Here is an 18,325-nt window from a genome sequence, read left to right on the forward strand (position 1 = left end):
CGTACACCCGGGCGGGGCTGTGTCGTTGCTCGAAGGTCAGGCAGACACCTTCGCGGCGTCCTGCCCGTTGTAGACCTTCTGGACGGCCGACGGGTGCCACGTCGCCCCGCCGCGGGCCGTCGGCACGCCGTCGTCCATGAGGCCGCGGGCGATGGCAGTCCAACCAGCTCCGCCTTCCCGCTCCTCGACGATGCGGCGGACCACGGACTCCGGCAGAACGGAGGGCCGGCCGAGGCGAACGCCCTGCTCGCGCTTCGCGGCCAGGCCCTCGCGGGTGCGCGCCCGGATAAGGTCGCGCTCCATCTCTGCGACGCCGGCCAGCATGGTGAACATGAGCTTGCCGTGGGGGCTGGTGAGGTCGACGGCACCGTCGGCGGAGGCCAGGGTCCAGCCTTCGCGCTCGGCTCGGTCGCGCAGGGCCAGGAGGTCGGTAGCCCGGCGGCCGACGCGGTCCGCCTTGCCGAACAGCAGCACCGAGGCCGGGCCGGTGGCGAGCGCGTCCAGGGCCTTCGACAGCTCGGGGCGCTTCATCGGTGCCGTGCCGCCGGATACGCCTTCGTCGACGTGCCAGGCGATGACCTCAAGGCCGCGGGCCGCTGCGCAAGCGGTGATGGCCGTGCGCTGTGCGTCGAGGCCGGCGCCGGACTTGACCTGTTCGGCGGTGCTCACGCGCAGGTAGCCGATCGCGTAGTTGCTCACGCGAGCGACGGTACGGCGGCGGCGGGCGGTGGGCTTCCGGCTGATTTCCATGACCCCAGTCTACACTAAACGACCCTTTAGTGTAAGCACTGGTGAGGGATCACCGTCACTCACTGGAGCCGGGCACGACACATGATCGACGCCGCTGGTCGGGGAGCGTCCACCCCGCGCGGGCGAGGGCCGAGGTAGCTTTCGTTCGCCGGTACGGAAGCAATTCCGGTCCACCCCGCGCGGGCGAGGGCCGAGGGGCTCTCCGTACCGGCGAACGAAGAGCCCACCAATCCCGCCGCAGCACGCCCATACGGGCCGCAGAGCGCCCAACAGGCCCCAGGCGGCCCGCACGACGCGGAATGGTCCATGAGGTCAACACAGAGGCACCTAGAAGGGGCCGCCGCATGGTTCTGCGGGTCGTCTGTCCCCTTGGGGTCGGTCGTGGTGTCTGGTGGTGCTGACTGTCCCCTCCTCCACCGTCCCCCCTATAGGGGGACTGGGGACGGTGGGTACGGTCGCGGGGACCGTACCCGTGGGGACGGTTGGGGACGGTCGGGGGACGGTGGGTACGGTCGTGGTCATGTCGGTCCTCTCTGGAATGCTGTCGGGTGGCCGGCCCCGATAGCTGCGGGGCCGGCCGTCGTGTGCGGGTCAGGCGGAGTGCAGCTCGTACTGCCAGGCGTCGATCACGTCGCTGTTGGCAAGGTCCCGCTTCCGCTCCAGCCACTCCGCCATCTGCTCGCGCGCAATCACGCCGTTGCAGTCGACGCACTCGCCCGCGATGACGCCCTGCGGCAGCGGCGACGGTGAGGCGAACTTCGGGTTCGAGACCGGCCAGACCCCGAGGCTGCTCATACCGCTGATGCGCTCGATGCCGGTCACGGGCTTGTGGCAGTAGCGGCAGGCTGCGGGCGGTTCGGACGGCGGTACGAGTTCAAACAGTGTCGGCTGGGACATCGTGCTTCTCCTTCGGTGGATGTGCCGGCCGCCGGTCGGCGGCCGGAAGTCTCAGGTGTTTCATCTGAAACAGTCGGGCTCGTCGTCGTCCTGGCCGTCGTCCTCGGCGTCGAGGCGCAGCTGCTCCCGCTCGGCGAGGTGGCGCAGCTTGTTCGCATGCCGGGCAGCGAGACCCCGCCGGCGGGCCGCCGACAGTTCGTCACGCCGCTCCCGCGCCGCCTGGACCTTGATGCGGGCCTGTTGGATGCGCTGCTGCACGGCCTGCTCCACCGCGCTGGTCGACTCGGTCACGGGGCCTCTCCTTCACTGGTGGTGAACGGTTTGGTGAGGGTGTGGAGCTGGGCGCCGCGGGGGCCTGGTGTGACGGTGACGAATCCTTCGTCGACGAGTCGGGCGAGGGCGGCTCGGACGGCGTCTTTGTTGCCGGTGACGCGGTCTTGGACGCCTCGGACGCTGAGCGGGTCGGGTGCGCCGGCGAGGGCGTCGGAGACTTTCTGCATGAGCCCGGTCGGGCGGAATGGTCCGGTGCGTTCGATGGGGGTGGTGAGGCTGGATTCGGCGAACGTCTCGTCGTGGGAGGTCAGGGTGAAGTCGGCGAACCAGTGGAGGCCGCTGGAGTGGGGGAGGGCGTGGCGGCGGAGTTGGCCGGGTCGGTCTTTTGAGATGCGGACGGTGGATTTGCCGGTGACGCCGATTCCGAAGGGGGTGCGGTTTTCGAGGGTGTACACGGCGCCGGTGATGCCGTTGATCTTGTGGACGCCGCCGATGGCGTACCGGCCCCGGCCTTCCTTGTCCTTGACGACGTGGTCGAGGGTGACGACGGCGGCGCCGGTCCGGGCGATGGGGTGGAGGAGGACGCGGCCGAAGTGGGCTACGTCGCTGTTGTCCTTGAGCTCCATGCCGTGCATGGCCATGCCTTCGGTGACGCCGTCGACGGGTACGAACGTGGGTTTGAGGTCGTTGAGGGCCTGGCCGAGGTCGAGCTTGTTGAACTCGGAGGTGAGCGGGGTCTCGGGGCGGATGTACGCGAACCGTTCGCTGATGACGGTGGCGGGCACGCCGAGGGTGAGGAGGCGTCCGGCGACTCCGGGGGCGTCGTCCTCGAAGTCGATGAACACGACGGCGTTTCCGGCCGCCAGTTCGGAGGCGACGGCCGTGAGCGCGAACCATGTTTTGCCGCCTTCGGACTCGCCGATGACGGAGTGGAGGCGGCCGGGATAGAAGAGGCCGATGCCGTCGTCTCTGCGGCCGATGGTGGGCTGGGGTGCCTGGTAGGTGCCGTTGAGGATGTCTGTGAGGTCGCGGGGTCGCCAGCTGGGTGTGGGGCGGGAGGCGTTGGGGGCTTGTCCGTTGCCGGTCGGGGGTGGCGGGCTGGGGTGCTGGCCGGGGATCCAGAGTCCTCCGTTGTGTGCGGGTGGCTGGTCGTCGGTCCAGGCCGGGATGGAGTCTTCGGCCCAGATTCGTGGGTCTGTGGGTTCGGCCCATATCTGGGCTTCGCGTTGTGCGGCTTCGGTGGTGGGCCGGCGGGTGCTGGTGGGCCAGGCGCCGGGTACGCGGTTGTTGGTGGTCACAGGAGCCCCCGAGCGTGGTGATGGGGTCCATGGACTTCAGTGCGTCGATCCTCGTTCGCGCGCTCGGTCATGCGGCTGCCTCCTGGTGATGCCGGCAGCAGGGGCAGCATTGCGCGCGTGGGGTGATGGCGAGCCGCTGGCGGACTTCCCAGGGGGACCAGCCTTCGTTGAGTACGAGGTGGTTGGCGTAGCGGCGGAGCTCGGTCTCGGTCATGCCGTAGGTGGAGGGCTGGCCGGGTTGGACGTACCGGTCCAGGGGGTCGCGGTGGCCGTCGTCGAGGGGTGGGCAGCGGAGTGCGGCGGCTCGCCGTCGGCGGATCTGCTGCGGAACGGTGTCGTCGGTGGCGCGTGCGAGCATGGGTGTGGACCGCGTGCCCCGCTGGTCTCCTTGCGCCCCGGCCTGCCGTCGGGGGCGCTGTCGTTGGGGGTCACCGCGGTTCGCCTCCGTCGTGGAGCGCGCCGGCTTGGCGGAGGGCGCGGCGGAGGACACGGAGGTCGTTGGGGGGCATCGTCTTGAAGGCGTCGCCGAGGGTTCGGGTGTCGCCGGGTGGCAGGAGTCGGTCGATGAGGGCCATGGCCAGGAGCCAGGCCTGTGCCTGGGTGCGGAGTGCTTCGAGGTCCCGTCGGCGGGCGTCGAGGATGTGGGGGCGGCGGCGGACGATCCGGATACCGGTTGCTTGTTCGACGTCGTCGGCGGTGGCGGTGAGTCCGTCGATTTGCTGCTGGAGGATGGCGGCGGCGCGCTTCGCGACGGCGCGACGCTCGGCCTGCTCGTAGGGGCTGAGTTCGTCTTTCACGGTCGGCTCCAAATCCCGTAGCTGATCAGCAGTTTTGCGGCGGTGAGGCGGCGTTGGCGGTCGGTGAGTTCGCTCGACCAGCAGGCGAGGCACGGCCGGTGGGGGGCGCACGCGCAGCGCGGTGTTTCGGGGCGGCTGGGTGCGGGGCGGCGGCTCATGGCTGGCTCCGGTGTTCGGGGCAGGCACAGCCGCATCCGTGGATGTCGGGGCGGCGTCCTGTGGTGCCGGCCGACTTCTTCGGCGTGCGGACCGCCTGGGCGGTGAGGCTGGTGAGGAGGCCGCGGAGCTGCTGGGCGTGCTTGTGGTCGCCGCGGTCCTGGGCGGCCTTGATGGCGGCGGTCAGGGCCTTCCTGCGGGTCGCGGCGAGGTCGGATCCGTCGTTCCGTCGGGGTCCGCCTGGCCGGTCGGATGTGTGGCATTCGCAGGCGACGCCGACCGCGATGCCGCAGGCCTTGTAGCCGCGGGGGGCGGCGGTGCGGGCCTGTACGGGTTCGGGTTCCGTGGGTTGCGGTGAGGGGTGGCGGGCGCGCAGCTGCTCGCGCAGGACCTTGAGGTCTTCGCGGCATGGTTCGCCGAGGAGTTGGCGGTGCGGGACGGTGAGGGTCGGCTGGAGTCCGCCGTGTACGGCTGCCGTCATCCGTGCCCAACACCAACGGCATCCGCGGTTTTCGGGCATGCCGGCCGCCTGGAGGATGTGCGGCCCGAAGATCTTCAGGGCGTCCTTGTCGCGCTGGAGGACGGTGCCTTTGGTGCCGCCTGGCCACTGGAGACGCTTACGGACTTGCTCTGCGAAGCGGGTGAGGTCGCCGACTTTCGCGGCGGCGGCCTGCTGGCGGTCGAGGATGAACCGGTCGAGGGAGTCCTCGGGGATGCGGAGCTTGATGCCGGTCGCGGTGAGGGTGTGATCGCCGATTCGGTCGTAGATGGCGCGTTCGGAGAGGCCGGTTCGTTGGGCTGCTTGAGCCACTGTCAGGTACTTCATGAAGCGACGGTAGGTGGGGTTTCCCGAAGATCGTTCCGGGGCGCTTTAGGCCTGCTGACCTGCGGATTTGCGGGGTGGATCCGGTCCGGAATGAAGGCGTGCGGGTCCGTCGGATGATGGCGGGGAGGAGACCGAGCGGGAGGCGAGCATGCCGAGGGCAGACCAGGCGGACCGACGTAGCGGGCTACGGCCGGTGAAGTGCGGGGCGCAGTCGAAGCAGAGCAAAGAGCAATGCAAGCGGTGGGCGGTGGTGGGCGCGATGCCCCCGCGCTGCAAGATCCACGGTGGCGGCAAAGGTGCCGTGAAGGACAAGGCGGATCTGGCCGTGACGGCTGCTCAGCTTGGGGTTCTGGGACTGCCCCCGGCTCAGACGATCTCTGTCGTGCAGCGGGTCCTGAGTCAGATGATGCTCCAGGCGGCGGGCGCGCTGGCCGCTGCCTCGGAGGAGGGAAGGCCGGCAGATCCTGCCGAGAACACGGCGTTCGTCGAGGCGTCCGACCGGGCTCTGGTCGCGGCGCGGGTGGCTCTGCAGGCCGGGGTTGAGCAGCAGTCCGACGAGGAGCGCGAGGAGCTGGCGGAGCTGGTTGCCGGAGCGGTGCGGACCACGGTCGACGCGGTGATGCGGGCTTTGCCGGGCGGGTTGAAGCACTGGCATGACCTGCGCGATTACGCGATGGCGATGATCGGGTGGGCTCTCACCCCAGAAACGGACCGCGGCGAGCGTCCGGGTCTTCCGGCAGACCCGCCCGAGCATCTGCTTCCTGGCTACGTGCATCCGAGTACGGGGTGGGGTGGGGGGCGGCCGGGGTTTGCGGCGGCTGGCGAGTTGCTGCCGGGTCCGATCCGCCGGCGGGCGGCTCCGGATGCGGATGCGGTGTGGGCGGCGGCTCAGGAGATCGCCGACGCGGAGATCGTGGGCGAGGAGGACGACGGCAATGATGACGCTGACGCAGATTCGGCGTGAGCTCCAGCGCCTGGTGGGCGGCGAGCGAACCGAGGAGACAGCCGAGGAGGCGGCCCGCCTGCTCGAGGAGTACCGCCGGGAGGAGGCTCGCGCGCGCAGGCCGGAGCCGACGGCCGAGGAGACGGCGGCGGCGGCGCGGGCTGAGGAGGACCGGCGTTGGCGGCGGACGCTCACGCGGATCGGCCGCGGTCGCGGTGCGGCGTCGACGGTCGTCTGGTCGCCGGGTGCCGGCCGTGAGGGCGAGCGGGCGTGGGTGCGGCAGAACGAGGAGCGAACGTATCTGCGGCGGTCGTCGCCGTGGCGGTGACAGGGAGCGGCCCCGGCAAGCCTGGGGAGCCTGGGGTGCGCCGGGGCCGTCGTTGAACTGGCGTCCACGCTAGTCCCGGATTCGGCGGGTGGGGAGGGGTCGGTCCGGGTGTTCACCTGTTCGCGGGGTTCGGGCTGTCGTACACCTCTGGCACTTTTGACGCGGCCGCTGGTCCGGGGCGGGATTCCCGTACAGCGGGACGACGTGCTCGTGCTCCTGGTGGTCGTCGGTGTACGTCATCTCGGAGACGTACAGCGGGCGCCGGTGACGTACAGGGCGACGCAGGCCGGGAACGACGGAGCCCCGCCGGGCGGTGGCCGGGCGGGGCTCGGGTGGTGCGGTGCCGTTACGCGTGCCGGGCGTGCTCGACGTCGGCGGCACGGACGACGGAGACGGTTGGCTGCCCTTCGTCGTTGAGGCCGGCGCACCCGCAACGGTCGTTGTGCGCGGCGAACTGGTACGTGCAGCCGCCGATGTGGATCGGCAGTCCGTCGTCGGTCCGCGCCGCCTCGGTGTACTTCCGGAACCGTTGGTAGGCGGCCTGCCGGGTGGTGCCGAGCACCTTGCCGATCCTGTCCCAGGTGACGTCCTTGGCCCGCGCGGTTGCGCCCGCCGTGGGGGCGTAGGCGGCAACCAGCGCCTCCATGCGGGCGACGGTGGCGAGCACGACGAGCGGTCGCTCGACGGCGAGCTGCTTCACGTGCTCCGCCACGGTGTCGAGCGCGTCGGAGAGTTCGGGCGGCATCGCCGTGCCCAGGAGTGAGGCGATGTGCTCCCGGGCCCAGTTCCAGTACGGGCCGTCGTTGTACTCGAACCCGTCGGTCATCTCGTGGTCGTCGAAGTAGACGGGGTGGATCTCCTTCGCGCGCCAGCCGCACGCGCACGCAGCCTTCACCCCGGCGGCCAAGGGACGGCCGTCCCGGCCGTGGTAGAGCCACCACGCGCTGTTCGGCGCGGCGTCCCCGTTGGTCAGCGGGACCTGGATCGGCTCCGGCTCGGTGCCGTCGGCGAGGACGGCCACGGCGTAGCCCTCGTGGTCGTAGAGGTCGGCGTCCGGGTCCTCATGTACCCATCCCATGTCAAGGCTCCTTTACGCGTCGATGCGTCAAGAGTCCTTTACGCGTGACGGACTGTCAAGGTTCCTTTACGAACTCTCAGCGGCGGGCCGTCTGGAGGCCGGAGCGGGGCGGAGACAGGAGCGGCCGGCCTCCAGGCGGGTCGCGCCGACCGCGACAGCGGGCGGCCTTGAACCAGTAGAGAAAATCTGAATCACCCCCCGGACCGGCCGCGCCACAAGACCCGCCGCGTACCGTCGTGCAGCGTGACTACCGTTGAGACACCGAAAGACGCATGCGCCTGGTGCGGCGGACCGGTTCCTCCCAGCCGGGGGACGAAGCCGCGGGCGTACTGCAAACGGGGCTGCGTCCAGCGCGCGCACGAGGCCAGGAAGCTAGAGAAGCAGCTCCAGGCCGTCCGCGAGGAGGAGGCGGCGAAGCGCTCCGACAAGCTTGTGAACGCCTACCTGAAGGGGCGGGCCGAACAGGCTGAGCTACAGGCTGCAAAGTCACGTGACGATGTGGGGAGCGACCGAGGAAAGTCACGTGACGATGCTGAAAGAAAGTCACGTGACTTTCCAAACCCGCAGGTCACGGCATCCAACTCGGTGGGCTCGGCTACACCGTTGCCGCCGCCGAGGAAGGTCCGCCGCCGCGCCGGCCAAACGGCTTCCGCCATGCCGCTGCCATGGTCGGTCGGAGAAAACGGGGAGCCGGACGATCCGCCACGGCGAACGGGCTCCTAGCGGAGCGACCCAACGGCGCCCAGACACTGCGCGGCAGCAGCTGCTCCCCATCGGCCCCCGCCGGGCCGCCAGGTCGCCTCACGCGCCCGCATCTGTGACGGCGGGGGTACGGCGGCCCGCCCCGTTTCCTGCCCGGCAGACGGCCGTTCAGGCCCGCCGGGCACCCCTCCCCTTCCCGCCGGCCTTGAGCCACGAGCACAACGGCGATGGGGTCAGTCGGCGGGCGGCTGGCCATGTAAACCGCCCACGGATGCCGGACAGCAGAAAGCCCCCGGCATCGTTGGCGGGGGCTCCGGCGGGGATTCGTGTGATCAGCTCAGCGGCGTCGACCACTTCAGCACGGTGGATCCGTGGCACACCTTCACGGCGACCTCGACGATCCTGCCGTCGGTGAGGAAGACGGTGCGAACGACCTGGGTGACGATGACGGCCCCCGTCAGTCCGAGGGATTCCTTCTCGGGCTCGGTGGCGAGCCGGGACGTCACCTCCTCGAGGACCCTGTCCTGTGCGACGCCGAGGCGTTCGGCTGCCAGTTCCCGGGATGCGCCGGTGGAGACCGGCTGTGTGAGTTCCGGGGTGGCTTCGATGACGAACGCGGCGTAGTACGAGGACGACAGGTGTACGGGAGCGCCGTCCCGGCTGACGACGCGTCGGCGGACGTGTACGGGGGTGCCCGGCTCCACTTCGAGTCGGGCGGCCACCGTCTCGTCGGCGCCCACCGTGCCGACTTCAAGGATGCGGGACGTCTCCCCAGCGGCCAGGGCCTTCCCCGTGGCTGCATGGTTGCGGACGCGGGCTGCGATGTTGTCGCTCGCTGGGCGCGTCACCACGGTCCCCGTGCCGGTACTGGCCCGGGTCAGTCCCTCCGCCTTCAAGACCTTGTAAGCCCTCACGGCGGTCGCGTTCGACACGCCGAAGATCTCCACGACCTCCCTGACCGTCGGCATCCGGTCTCCGGGGGACATGGCCCCGGTGCGGATCAGGTTCCGGAAGTGTTCTGCGATCTCTGCGTACCCCGTCGTTCCAGCCATGTGCTCTCTCCTTCCCCACATCGAGTGCTCTACCTTTGTATTGCCTTGCTCTACCTCTTGTTCTACATTGCTTCGCAGAGCGCAGCAAGACAACGGAAGCACATGACCGGGAGGAGAGGCCATGGCGAACCCCAGCACCAACGGGACCTCGGCCAACGGCAGGGCCAGCAGGGACAACAAGTTCGCGAACGCGGGTGCGGCGGCCGGCGGTTTCATCGGCGCCATGGGCGGCTCGTTCGTCCCGCCGGTGAGCGTCACGATCAACCGCACGACCAACAAGGGCGGCCAGCAGTCCGGCAGCGGCCGTCAGTCGCAGTTCATCCTCGGCGAGCCGGAGTTCAACAACACCGACGACGTCCGCAACTACTGCAACCACCTGCGGGCGCTGATGATCCAGGCGGCCATCGAGTTGGCCATGGCCGCGAAGATCCTGGAGGCCCGGCTGGGCCAGGCTGCGCCGATGCCGGGTGAGAACGCGGTCCAGACCCGGATGCGCGCCAAAAAGGTGGCCTGGAAGTTGAAGCGGGCCTCCGACGGGGCCACGGCCGCCGCGAAGAACGCCGTCGCCGCATACGGAGCCTTCCAGCGCGAGTACGCCGACCTGATGCGCCCGCGCCCCCAGCGCCCCGCGACCACCAACCCGTTCAAGTTCTGAGAGGCGGTAGCTCGATGGCCAGCAAGGACCTTTCGCAGCAGCACGAAGACCGCCTCAACTCGGGATCGGGGACCGCCGGGATCGGGACCTGGCTCGTCCACAGGGCCAAGCCCTTCACCCCGGCCTGGATCGTCACGGGCGGCGTCGGCGCGGCCGGTGCCGGCGCCCACGTGATGTGGGCGGAGTCGCCGTGGGCGGGCGTCGGCCTCACCCTCGCCTCGGTCGGTCTGACGGCCGCGACCTGGTGGGCGGGCAAGTCGACCGGCCCCCAGCGCAGGTTGCATTCTGCGATCACGGTGGCGGCGGGGTCGTCGTGGCTGACCGCGGCCGCGCTGTCCGGCCCGCTCACCGGCCCGCTACCCGACCTGTTCGTAATGGGCGGTGCGACCCTCGCCCTGACCTGGAACATCCGGCAGGTCATGCGCTCCAGCGGCGCCGAGACGACCGGGGCGGACTCTGACAAGGGCCTCCTGGAGAAGGTCGGCCTGGCCCGCACCAAGCTCCGCGACGTGCGTGTCGAGCCGAACCGGGTCATCGTCCCGTTCGAGCTGCCTGCCGGGGAACTCACAAACGAGGACGTGACGAAGGCGATCCCGAGGATCGCGAGCGCCCTCGATGTGCCGACGACCGCGATCCGCGTCCAACACGATCCCGACTCCGCACGGAAGGGGACGTTCGTCATCGTGCCCGAGGACATGCTCAAGACGCCGACCATGTACCCGGGCCCGTTCGCCCCCGGCCAGTCCATCGCCGTGCCGCTGCGGATCGGCGTCTACGACGACGGAAGCGACCTGGTGCTGCCGCTCCTGGACGCGATCCACATGCTCGTCATGGGGATGACCGGCTCCGGCAAGACCGAGGGCGCCCTCGACCTGTTCTTTGAGTTGCTGACGCGGAAGGACGTCACGGTCTGGCTCGCCGACGCGGCCAAGGCCGGGCAGGACTTCCAGCCGCTCCTTCCAGCCCTCGACTGGGCAGCGCTCGACACCCCGTCCGCCGGCGCGATGGTCGCCGCCGTCCAGGCCGTCATCCCCGCCCGTACCGCCTGGCTGCGCGACCACGCGTACAGGGCATGGGAGCCGGCGGCCGCCGAGACGCAGACCGACCCCACCCACTCCTGCGCCACGTCGGGCGCGTGCCGCTGCCCCGGCATGCCGTACCTGGTGGCGTGGATGGAGGAGGCCGCCAAGCTCCTGCGAGACCTCGGGGACGACGTGTTTACCGGAATCGCGCAGGAGGCCCGTTCGGCGGGCGTCTCGCTGGTGGTGTCGATGCAGCGTGCGTCCGGCTACCAGCTCTCCACCGACACCCGCGCCTCGCTCCCGGCCGCGATGTGCTTCGGCGTGCGGGGCGACGACGCCTCGTTCGCCCTCCCCGAGGAGGTTCTGGAGGCAGGTGCCAACCCGGCGGCCTGGGGCAACAAGCGCAAGGGCTACGTCTACATGGTGTCCGCCGGGGTCGACGAGGACCTGTACGCCAACCCGGCCCGCACGTTCTGGACCGGCCCGTCCGGCGAGTACGAGAAGGCCGCCGGGTGGATCGTCCAGCAGTTCGCCGGGGTACGGCCCGCGCTCGACTCGGTGACGGCCGCCGCCGCCGCGAAGGTCGCGGGCGACCTGTTCACCAACCGCGCCGCCCGTGTCGGCGCACCGCTCGCCCCGACCCCGGCGCCGCAGCTGACCGAGGAACAGGAGTCGGTCCGGGAGGTCGCCGCGCTCGTCGACGCCGAGGACGCCGAGCTGGACGCCACGGCCGAACTCCCCTCGCCTGAGGCCACCACGGAGCTCCCGGCGGCCAAGCCGTCGACCGAGGAGGCCCGCGAGCTCCTGGACGACATGGTGCGGATGCTCGCTTCGGTCGGCCCCGGCACCGTCGCGGTCCGCGACCTCGGTCCGTACCTCGAACAGATCGGCCGTGACCGCTCCTGGGTCTCCAAGGAGCTGAAGCGGCTGTCCGAGGAGGGCCGTCTGGCCGCGACTGGCGAGGCGGGCGTGTACCGCCTCATTCCCTCGCTCGCCGGAGTCTGAGGCGGCCCGCACAGCCGCACACCCCCGCACAGCCGCACAGTGCGAATCCCCACGTCACACGGCGTGTGAATAGGGCCGCACACCGCCCCGCACACCGCCGCACAGCAAGAACGCACACCCCGCCGCACACGACGGACCGCCCCGCAGCAACCGGGGCGGCCCGCCCGATGACCACGGAGGTAGAGCCCGTGACCACCGATCCGAAGTATCCCCTCACCGAGACCGAGGCGTCCGCCGAGGCGGCCCGACTGATCCGGGAGGCGTACCGGCAGGAAGTGCCGGCCGCGCCGACCAGCTTCCGCGACCACTCCCCCGTTCCCGCCTTCGGCGACGCGCCCCCCGTTCTGCAGGACGACCGCCGGATCGTCCCCCAGTGGGCAGCCGGGGTCGCCGTGGCCTCGATCGGCGTCGGTGCCGGCGTCACCGGCCTCGGCTGCGGCGTCTGGCTCGTACTGCAGGGGCTTTCGTCCGTGACCCTGTTCGGAGTCCTCGCCATCGCTGCCCCGTTCGCCGGGGCCGCCATGGTGGCCACCGCCGTTGGCTCCGCCATCTCCAAGGCCAAGAGGGCGTCGACCACGAACATCTATCGGGGGTCGGTCGTCCAGCGCACGGAGATCACGTCGACCGCGCGCGGTATCGGCGCCCGCTCCCGGATCGAGGGCTGACGCGATGAAGCTCGACACTCAAGCCCACGTCGACGCCGCCGAGAAGACCCTCCGTCTGTCGTGGGTCATCGTCTTCGGGGCGGTCCTGTACTCGGTCCTGACCGTCACTCCGCTCGTGCTCCGCTTCACCCCGGCGGGCTGGGAGATGACCGCGCCGATCCTGCCGATCGTCGTCGACGCGGCGGTCATCATCGTCGTCCGGGTCGACGCGATCGTCGCCCGCCTCGACGGCGACGCGGGGTTCTGGCCGGCACTCCTGCGCTGGCTCACCGGCTTCATGACCCTCGGTCTCAACGTCGCGGACTCCGCGCTCAAGGGCGACCTGGTGGGCGTCGGCGTCCACGCGGTCGCGCCGATCCTGCTCATCGTCGTCGCCGAGGCGGGCCTGAAATGGCGGCGCGCAATCACGACGGCGGTCGAGCGGATCGAACGTGAGCACGCCGCCGAGCGTGAGCGTGAGCGGGCCGAGCTCCGTGAGCGTGAGGACCGTGAGCGGGCCGACCGGGAGCGTGAGCAGGAGGCCGCCCGGCTGGAGCGTGAGCGGATGGAGGCCGCCGACCGTGAGCGCCGTGAGCAGGCAGCGGCCGAGCGTGAGCGGGAGCGTGAGCACGCCGCCCGGGTCGCCCGCGAGGAGCGTGAGCACGAGGCCGAGTTGGAGCGGCAGCGGGAGGAGCGGGCCGACGCCCGCCGTCGCGAGGAGCTGGAACGACAGGAACGTGAGCGGCGGGCGCAGGAAGAAGCCAGGAAGGCCAAGGAGGCCGCACAGAAGGCCGAACGGGACCGTAAGGCGACCGAGGGCCGCAAGCCTGCCCTGGCGTCCGTGAGCGCCGCCGTGAGCACCCCCCGCCCGGCGGTGAGCGCGAGCGTGAGCACTACCGCTCACGAGACCGCTCACGACACGGACAAGCCCGCCAAGATGAGCGAGGCCGACGCCCGCCAGGCCGTCGCCGACGCGGTCCGCGAGGGCCGCTCACAGCGTCAGGTCGCCGCGCTCACGGGCTGGTCGGTCGGCTGGGTCGCCGCCCGCTTCAAGGAGCTTGAGGAGGACGCGGCATGAGCGGCAACGGCATGAGGCTCTTCCTGTTCATCGGCTCCTCACGGGTGCGCGCCGTCCTTCTGTGGCTCGCCCACTGGCCCGCCTTCGCCTTCACCCCGCTGTGCGCGCTCGGTCTGCGGTCGGTGCTCGGCTGGCCCATCCCGGGCTGGGCGCCGCCGACCGCCGGATGGATCACCGCCGTCCTGATCGCGGCCACCCTCGCCGGGGGTCGGCTCCACAAGGAGCTGGACGTCCCCGGTATCCCCTGCCGTTGGTGCGACTTCGAGCTTGAGGAGGACCAGGCGTGAGCACCCCCACAGAGGCCCTGACCGCACAGCACGCCGAGGTGAAGGCCGAGATCACACGGACCGACACCAAGACCGCCCTGCTCCTGGCGTTCGTCGGCGCGGTCCTGGCCGGCGCCTGGACCATCGCCCGCGACCTGCCGCTGAACCTGCCCGCGTACCTCACGGGCGGCTCCGGGCTCGTGCTCCTGATCGCCGCGGCCGGACTGCTCCTGCGGTCGGTCCGCCCCAATCTCGGTGGCGGCCACGGCTTCCCGCTGTGGGCCACCCTCACCCCGCAGCAAATCGCCGCTGCGGCCGAGGCCCGCGACCTTGCCGCCGACATCGCGGGCCTGTCCCGCCTAGCCGTCGCCAAGTTCACCTGCCTGCGCCGCGCCGTCGACCTGACCTGTGCGGGAGGCGGCCTGCTCATCCTGTCCGCCCTGATCGCTCTTTCCGCAGGCATCGCCGACTGACCGCTGCCCGCAGTGCCCGGACCCCGTGCCGGGCACCAAGGGGAGCCGCCAGACGGCCCCACGCACGAACGGGACCGAGTGCGTCAACACCCGATCCCGTCCAGCCCGAGGACGCCAAAGCGCCCCGAACCCGCAACCGCAGAGGAGACCTGCGATGCATCAGGAGCCTAACCAGACCCCAGCCCCCACCGACACCACCCACCTGAACCTCGCCGCGGTCGTCGCCGCCCTGCCCGACGCGATCGACCAGGCCATGCGCAACACCCTCCCCGGCATGTACACCCCGCAGCTGGCCGCCGACCTCGCCGCCGCCATGACCGCCGAACTCCGCAACCCGCAGCCCGCCGACTGCCCCGTCTTCCCCGGGCTGTGCACCGAGACCATGCCGGACCACCACGATCACTCGAACCACGAGCACACGGTCACCAACAAGCAGGGCGAGCACCTTCTCGACGTCGGGTTCGTCCAGCTGTCCGACGGCGGCCCGGCCATCGTCTACATCGGCGGCATGAGCCACGAGGACTACCTGCCCGAGGAGGTTCGGCCCGCGACGGCGAAGCTCCGCCAGCTCCTCGACGAGGCTGACGCGATCGCGGACCGGCTCCTCGCCGACCGCACCGAGGCAAGGAGGGGCTGACATGGAGACCACCGCCCTGACCGACGCCGAACGGCAGGAGTTGTCCCGCCGAGTCAAGGAAGCCAACAAGCGCTCCGAGGAACGCCCCCGCTGAACCCCTCCCGGCCGGGCCCGTGATGGGCCCGGCCCCACCCGGCCGAACAAAGGACGAACGCCATGAACGTCGCCGTCAGCCACGGGGCCGATTTCTTCGGCGAGGACCGCCACCCGCTCAAGGTCCTCACCGCCCTCGCCGGATACGCCGAAGGCTGCCTCACCCACGCCGAACGCGGCCCCCTCGTACAGCTGCTGAAGAACCCGGGGGAGAGCGAGACCATGCCGCCCGCGCAGGCCGCCGAGTACGCCCAGCTCCTCCTCAAGCTCGCCCGCCACCGCTTCGTCAAGGCCAGCGCCGCCGGCCACGCCCGCGCCCTGGCCGACGCCGCCGCCCGCGCCGCCGCCGACGGCGAGCCGTGGCAATGGCGGATCGAAGCCGCGTAACACCGAAGCCCCGCCGGCCTTCTCGGCTAGCGGGGCTTCCTACGGACCGTCAAACCCCACCAGCACCAACAGCCGTAGGGCGTGCCGGGGAAACCTCCACCACCAATCGGTGCCAGGATCATCCCCAGCAAAAGCGAAGAGGCCGAGGGTTCGCGGCCCTGGCCTCTTCTGACGTCACCCGGCTCACAACCAAGGGACTCGTCTGTTGTCCAGCGTAAGGGACGGCCAGCCGTCCGCAACACCCACCCCGGCCGACGCGCCGCAAAGCGTCGCCGATGTCGACGCCCGGTACGCGGCTGCACGAGCCGCCGGCCGGGCCGTTCGCGCGTCTGCGGTGAAGTGCCCCGGTTGCGGCAGAAAACTCCCGAAAACGGTGGGCGGTCGGCCCCGGAAGTACTGCTCCGACACCTGCAAGAAGCGGGTCGCCCGCAACGGCGGGATGTCCCCGAAAGTGTCCGCTTCTGACGACACCAAAACCGCAGGTCAGACCACGGATCAGGCCACGAACTCCGGCACCAAAAACGGACCGGGCCTTGGTACTACCGCGAAAACTACGGACATGCAGGTCAGCGGCCTGCGCGGAACGAATGCGGACAAGACCGACCCTGAGACCGTGACCGGGGTCACCTCCGGTCCGTCGACTCCGGGCGGTGCGGGGCGGACCACTCATGGATCCACCCCGGAGTTCAGCGGCGGCCGTCGCGGGTCGGCCATAGAGCCCGACGCGGACACGTCGGCCCGCGACGCCCAGTTCGAGCTGCGGGACGCCCTGCGGGCCGTGTCCGGCCTCGATCGCCTCGAACGGTGCGGCATCTCCGTCCTCGCGGGCGGGGTGACCCCAGTCCTGCGCAACGGCCGCGCCGGGTACGCCGGGGTCGCCACCTGCGGATCGGTCCACGTCTGCCCGTGCTGCTCAACCTCGATCCGCCGCGTCCGGCAAGACGAGCTGGACCAGGTCGGCCAGTTCTGGGAGTGCCAGAGCTGCGGGCTCGTGATGATGACGCTCACCATGCGCCACTACGAGCGCGACCTCCTGGCCGACCTGGAGATGATGCAGCGGCAGGCGTGGAAGCTCGGCTTCGGCACGAACGCCGGACGGACCTGGCGCGACGCCAAGAAGAACTTCGGCATCCGCGGCTTCGTCCGGGCCTGGGAGGTCACCCACGGGCCGAACGGGTGGCACTGCCACTACCACGTGCTGCTCTTCCTCGCCCGGCCCCTGAGCACCGCCCGGGTCGCTGAGCTTCAGCACCTCGCGTTCGAGATCTGGTCAGCCGCGCTGGTCAAGGTCGGCGCCCGGATGCCGATCGAGACCAGCGAGAAGGACGGCAAGCCCGTCGGCGTGAAAATCGACGCCCCGGACCGCGGCGAGTCCGGCACGCTGGCCCGCTACCTGATGAAGGGCCAGGACGGAAAGACCCGCTGGGGTGTCGCGGCCGAACTCACCCGGCAGGACGTGAAGCAGGGCCAGGGCGGCCACCGCACGCCGTTCGAGATCGCCCGCGCGGCCGTCCGCGAGGACGCCGACCCGCGCGACGTAGAACTGTGGCGGGAGTTCGTCGTCACCGCGACCGGCGTCCGCTCGCTGTACTGGTCGAACGGCCTGCGCAAGCTCCTGCGGGAGATGGGCTTCGAGCTGGACGACCGCAACGACAACGAGGTGGCCGCCGACGACGCGGCCGACGGCAAGCCGCTCGCCTGCATCCCCGCCGCGACCTGGTACCGGCACATCGCCCGGCACAAGGGCCGCGCCCTCGCCCTGCTCAAGGCCGCCGAGCGGGGCGGCACCCTCGCGGTCCGCGCCCTGGTCGAGTCCTGGGGGCTGGTCTGGGGAGTCGACGTCACCGACGCCGAGGAACTGCCCGCCGACGACGTGTTGCCGACCGCCGCCGAGGTCCTGCGCGGCGCCAACCGGCTCGACATGGCGGCCCGCGCCGAGGTCTGGCGCCGGGGCTTCGCCCTCGCCGAGGGTGCCGTCATCAAGGCCCGCGCTGAGCACTTCGCCGCGAACCCCGACGCCCCCGAGTACGCGGCCCGTGCCGAGTCGGCCACGCAGGCCGCCGCCGACCGCGACGCGCAGCTCGCCATCGAGGACCAGGAGCACGACGAACTCGCCGCCGCGCGAGCCGAGTACCTCCGCCGGCGCAAGCTCGTCGCCGTCGCGCACGCCGAGGAAACCGCCGCCGCCTTCGAGCGGCTGGCCAACCCCGACCGCCCCGTCCGCACCCGCGTCAGTCTCCGCAAGCGGCCCAAGACTGTGCCCGTACCCGCGCCGCGCGTCACTCCGCCGCCGCCCGAAGCCGCCTCACCGACCTGCCGTACCTGCTCCGGGAAACTCGACACGGCCCTGATCCCCTATGGCCGACACGCCCTCTGCTGAACCCTCTGGGCGTCCCCGGCCAGCTACGCCGCCACACGGCCGCAGACAGACGGCGGCGAACGGTGTTACTGGGGTCAGTGACCTACAACTCGCTGCTGTCCCCTACCGCCCGCCCGGACCGGAACCGAGAACACGTCGGCCGACCCGGTCAGCCGCGACGGCCTGGTGGTCGACGTCGTCCAGGAGCACATCCGGCTCAACGCGTTCGGCGGGCAGAAGCCGAGGACCTGACTCCGCCGACGGCGTGCTGCTGGTGGTGACCGGACCGGTGCCGAGACGGCGACGCATGGTGCTCATGACGGGAGTCTCCACCGAGTTGCAAGAGGTGTCAGGCAACGCCCCGCACCCGCGCGCGTGGACGGTCCAGAAAGTTCAGAAAGCCATGGAGCCCGCCCCCGACGGAGGAACGGGAACGGGCTCCTGGGCGACCCACCCCACCGACATGGAAGCGAGCCAGGCCCGCCACGCCGGCGGAGGCACCGGACACCGAGACCGGATCCGGCACGGCGAGCACTTCGAGCGTAGCCACGAAGGCCGGCCGCCCGTTCCGGAGCGGGAGCAGGGCAACGAGAAGCCCCGCCCGGT

The 18,325-nt window shown here is 70.9% G+C and carries 22 protein-coding genes; 12 read left to right on the plus strand and 10 right to left on the minus strand.

The annotated features are described in order from the left end of the window. Positions 1–36: 36 nt before the first annotated feature. From QA802_RS41265 to QA802_RS41295, 7 genes are all read right to left on the minus strand, one after another. Positions 37–750, minus strand: coding sequence for a recombinase family protein (locus QA802_RS41265; protein ID WP_334535293.1), 714 nt, complete (start codon positions 748–750; stop codon positions 37–39). Between the two features lie 591 nt (positions 751–1,341). Further along, on the minus strand, positions 1,342–1,647 hold the full coding sequence (locus tag QA802_RS41270) for a hypothetical protein (RefSeq protein WP_334535295.1): 306 nt from the start codon (positions 1,645–1,647) through the stop codon (positions 1,342–1,344). Between the two features lie 60 nt (positions 1,648–1,707). Next, positions 1,708–1,938: a hypothetical protein gene (locus QA802_RS41275; protein ID WP_334535297.1), complete on the minus strand. Its 231-nt coding sequence runs from the start codon at positions 1,936–1,938 to the stop codon at positions 1,708–1,710. Further along, the gene (locus QA802_RS41280; protein WP_334535298.1) at positions 1,935–3,218 is read right to left on the minus strand and encodes an AAA family ATPase; all 1,284 of its coding nucleotides are present in this window, start codon (positions 3,216–3,218) and stop codon (positions 1,935–1,937) included. The genes QA802_RS41275 and QA802_RS41280 overlap by 4 nt, the downstream gene beginning before the upstream one ends. Before the next feature lie 67 nt (positions 3,219–3,285). Continuing rightward, complete coding sequence (locus QA802_RS41285) at positions 3,286–3,576, minus strand: hypothetical protein (protein ID WP_334535299.1); 291 nt, start codon at positions 3,574–3,576, stop codon at positions 3,286–3,288. 70 nt (positions 3,577–3,646) lie between these two features. After that, entirely contained in the window at positions 3,647–4,015 is a 369-nt protein-coding gene (locus QA802_RS41290) for a hypothetical protein (RefSeq protein ID WP_334535300.1), read from the minus strand. A gap of 154 nt (positions 4,016–4,169) precedes the next feature. Then, the gene (locus tag QA802_RS41295) at positions 4,170–4,997 is read right to left on the minus strand and encodes a helix-turn-helix domain-containing protein (protein WP_334535302.1); all 828 of its coding nucleotides are present in this window, start codon (positions 4,995–4,997) and stop codon (positions 4,170–4,172) included. Between the two features lie 301 nt (positions 4,998–5,298). Between QA802_RS41295 and QA802_RS41300 the strand changes: the two genes are divergently transcribed. Beyond that, complete coding sequence (locus tag QA802_RS41300) at positions 5,299–5,961, plus strand: hypothetical protein (protein WP_334535304.1); 663 nt, start codon at positions 5,299–5,301, stop codon at positions 5,959–5,961. Further along, the gene (locus QA802_RS41305; RefSeq protein WP_334535306.1) at positions 5,933–6,268 is read left to right on the plus strand and encodes a hypothetical protein; all 336 of its coding nucleotides are present in this window, start codon (positions 5,933–5,935) and stop codon (positions 6,266–6,268) included. The genes QA802_RS41300 and QA802_RS41305 overlap by 29 nt, the downstream gene beginning before the upstream one ends. 346 nt (positions 6,269–6,614) lie before the next feature. On the opposite strand, the gene QA802_RS41310 is transcribed toward QA802_RS41305, so the two are convergent. Both QA802_RS41310 and QA802_RS41315 read right to left on the minus strand, forming a co-directional pair. After that, positions 6,615–7,346 (minus strand): hypothetical protein, encoded by a 732-nt coding sequence (locus QA802_RS41310; protein ID WP_334535308.1) that lies wholly within the window; start codon positions 7,344–7,346, stop codon positions 6,615–6,617. Between the two features lie 1,034 nt (positions 7,347–8,380). Further along, positions 8,381–9,100 (minus strand): GntR family transcriptional regulator, encoded by a 720-nt coding sequence (locus QA802_RS41315; RefSeq protein ID WP_334535310.1) that lies wholly within the window; start codon positions 9,098–9,100, stop codon positions 8,381–8,383. A 121-nt stretch (positions 9,101–9,221) separates the two neighbouring features. Here QA802_RS41315 and traA point away from each other — a divergent pair, with 121 nt between their 5' ends. The 9 genes from traA to QA802_RS41360 all read left to right on the plus strand — a co-directional run bounded on the left by traA (position 9,222) and on the right by QA802_RS41360 (position 17,740). Continuing rightward, positions 9,222–9,755, plus strand: coding sequence for a plasmid transfer protein TraA (gene traA / locus QA802_RS41320; protein ID WP_334535312.1), 534 nt, complete (start codon positions 9,222–9,224; stop codon positions 9,753–9,755). A gap of 14 nt (positions 9,756–9,769) precedes the next feature. Beyond that, the gene (traB, locus tag QA802_RS41325; protein ID WP_334535314.1) at positions 9,770–11,782 is read left to right on the plus strand and encodes a plasmid transfer protein TraB; all 2,013 of its coding nucleotides are present in this window, start codon (positions 9,770–9,772) and stop codon (positions 11,780–11,782) included. 188 nt (positions 11,783–11,970) lie between these two features. Next, the gene (locus tag QA802_RS41330) at positions 11,971–12,447 is read left to right on the plus strand and encodes a hypothetical protein (RefSeq protein WP_334535316.1); all 477 of its coding nucleotides are present in this window, start codon (positions 11,971–11,973) and stop codon (positions 12,445–12,447) included. Positions 12,448–12,451: 4 nt separating this feature from the next. Further along, positions 12,452–13,504 (plus strand): hypothetical protein, encoded by a 1,053-nt coding sequence (locus QA802_RS41335; RefSeq protein ID WP_334535318.1) that lies wholly within the window; start codon positions 12,452–12,454, stop codon positions 13,502–13,504. Beyond that, positions 13,501–13,791: a hypothetical protein gene (locus QA802_RS41340; RefSeq protein WP_334535319.1), complete on the plus strand. Its 291-nt coding sequence runs from the start codon at positions 13,501–13,503 to the stop codon at positions 13,789–13,791. The genes QA802_RS41335 and QA802_RS41340 overlap by 4 nt, the downstream gene beginning before the upstream one ends. Continuing rightward, on the plus strand, positions 13,788–14,243 hold the full coding sequence (locus QA802_RS41345; protein WP_334535321.1) for a Pycsar system effector family protein: 456 nt from the start codon (positions 13,788–13,790) through the stop codon (positions 14,241–14,243). The genes QA802_RS41340 and QA802_RS41345 overlap by 4 nt, the downstream gene beginning before the upstream one ends. 154 nt (positions 14,244–14,397) lie before the next feature. Continuing rightward, positions 14,398–14,880, plus strand: a complete 483-nt coding sequence (locus QA802_RS41350; protein ID WP_334535322.1) for a hypothetical protein — start codon at positions 14,398–14,400, stop codon at positions 14,878–14,880. A gap of 156 nt (positions 14,881–15,036) precedes the next feature. Continuing rightward, complete coding sequence (locus QA802_RS41355) at positions 15,037–15,360, plus strand: DUF7739 domain-containing protein (protein ID WP_334535324.1); 324 nt, start codon at positions 15,037–15,039, stop codon at positions 15,358–15,360. Between the two features lie 613 nt (positions 15,361–15,973). After that, a complete protein-coding gene (locus tag QA802_RS41360) occupies positions 15,974–17,740 on the plus strand; it encodes a rep family protein (protein ID WP_334535326.1) in 1,767 nt (588 codons plus the stop codon). Positions 17,741–17,842: 102 nt separating this feature from the next. Here the strand turns inward: QA802_RS41360 and QA802_RS41365 are convergent, their stop codons facing one another. Continuing rightward, positions 17,843–18,037 (minus strand): hypothetical protein, encoded by a 195-nt coding sequence (locus QA802_RS41365; protein ID WP_334535328.1) that lies wholly within the window; start codon positions 18,035–18,037, stop codon positions 17,843–17,845. On the opposite strand from QA802_RS41365, the gene QA802_RS41370 reads away from it, so the two are divergent. Beyond that, positions 18,036–18,325 (plus strand): hypothetical protein (locus QA802_RS41370; protein WP_334535330.1); only part of this gene is annotated, 290 nt, incomplete at its 3' end. The two genes, QA802_RS41365 and QA802_RS41370, sit on opposite strands and share 2 nt — an antisense overlap.

Source organism: Streptomyces sp. B21-105 (assembly GCF_036898465.1).
Taxonomy (GTDB): domain Bacteria; phylum Actinomycetota; class Actinomycetes; order Streptomycetales; family Streptomycetaceae; genus Streptomyces.

Excerpts from the sequence above, each read along its gene's own strand:
- QA802_RS41365 (WP_334535328.1), bottom strand. The coding sequence starts at position 18,037 with ATGAGCACCATGCGTCGCCGTCTCGGCACCGGTCCGGTCACCACCAGC.
- QA802_RS41355 (WP_334535324.1), top strand. The coding sequence starts at position 15,037 with ATGAACGTCGCCGTCAGCCACGGGGCCGATTTCTTCGGCGAGGACCGC.
- traA (WP_334535312.1), top strand. The coding sequence starts at position 9,222 with ATGGCGAACCCCAGCACCAACGGGACCTCGGCCAACGGCAGGGCCAGC.
- QA802_RS41295 (WP_334535302.1), bottom strand. The coding sequence starts at position 4,997 with ATGAAGTACCTGACAGTGGCTCAAGCAGCCCAACGAACCGGCCTCTCC.
- QA802_RS41315 (WP_334535310.1), bottom strand. The coding sequence starts at position 9,100 with ATGGCTGGAACGACGGGGTACGCAGAGATCGCAGAACACTTCCGGAAC.
- traB (WP_334535314.1), top strand. The coding sequence starts at position 9,770 with ATGGCCAGCAAGGACCTTTCGCAGCAGCACGAAGACCGCCTCAACTCG.
- QA802_RS41265 (WP_334535293.1), bottom strand. The coding sequence starts at position 750 with ATGGAAATCAGCCGGAAGCCCACCGCCCGCCGCCGCCGTACCGTCGCT.
- QA802_RS41285 (WP_334535299.1), bottom strand. The coding sequence starts at position 3,576 with ATGCTCGCACGCGCCACCGACGACACCGTTCCGCAGCAGATCCGCCGA.
- QA802_RS41270 (WP_334535295.1), bottom strand. The coding sequence starts at position 1,647 with ATGTCCCAGCCGACACTGTTTGAACTCGTACCGCCGTCCGAACCGCCC.
- QA802_RS41310 (WP_334535308.1), bottom strand. The coding sequence starts at position 7,346 with ATGGGATGGGTACATGAGGACCCGGACGCCGACCTCTACGACCACGAG.
- QA802_RS41335 (WP_334535318.1), top strand. The coding sequence starts at position 12,452 with ATGAAGCTCGACACTCAAGCCCACGTCGACGCCGCCGAGAAGACCCTC.
- QA802_RS41305 (WP_334535306.1), top strand. The coding sequence starts at position 5,933 with ATGATGACGCTGACGCAGATTCGGCGTGAGCTCCAGCGCCTGGTGGGC.
- QA802_RS41340 (WP_334535319.1), top strand. The coding sequence starts at position 13,501 with ATGAGCGGCAACGGCATGAGGCTCTTCCTGTTCATCGGCTCCTCACGG.
- QA802_RS41350 (WP_334535322.1), top strand. The coding sequence starts at position 14,398 with ATGCATCAGGAGCCTAACCAGACCCCAGCCCCCACCGACACCACCCAC.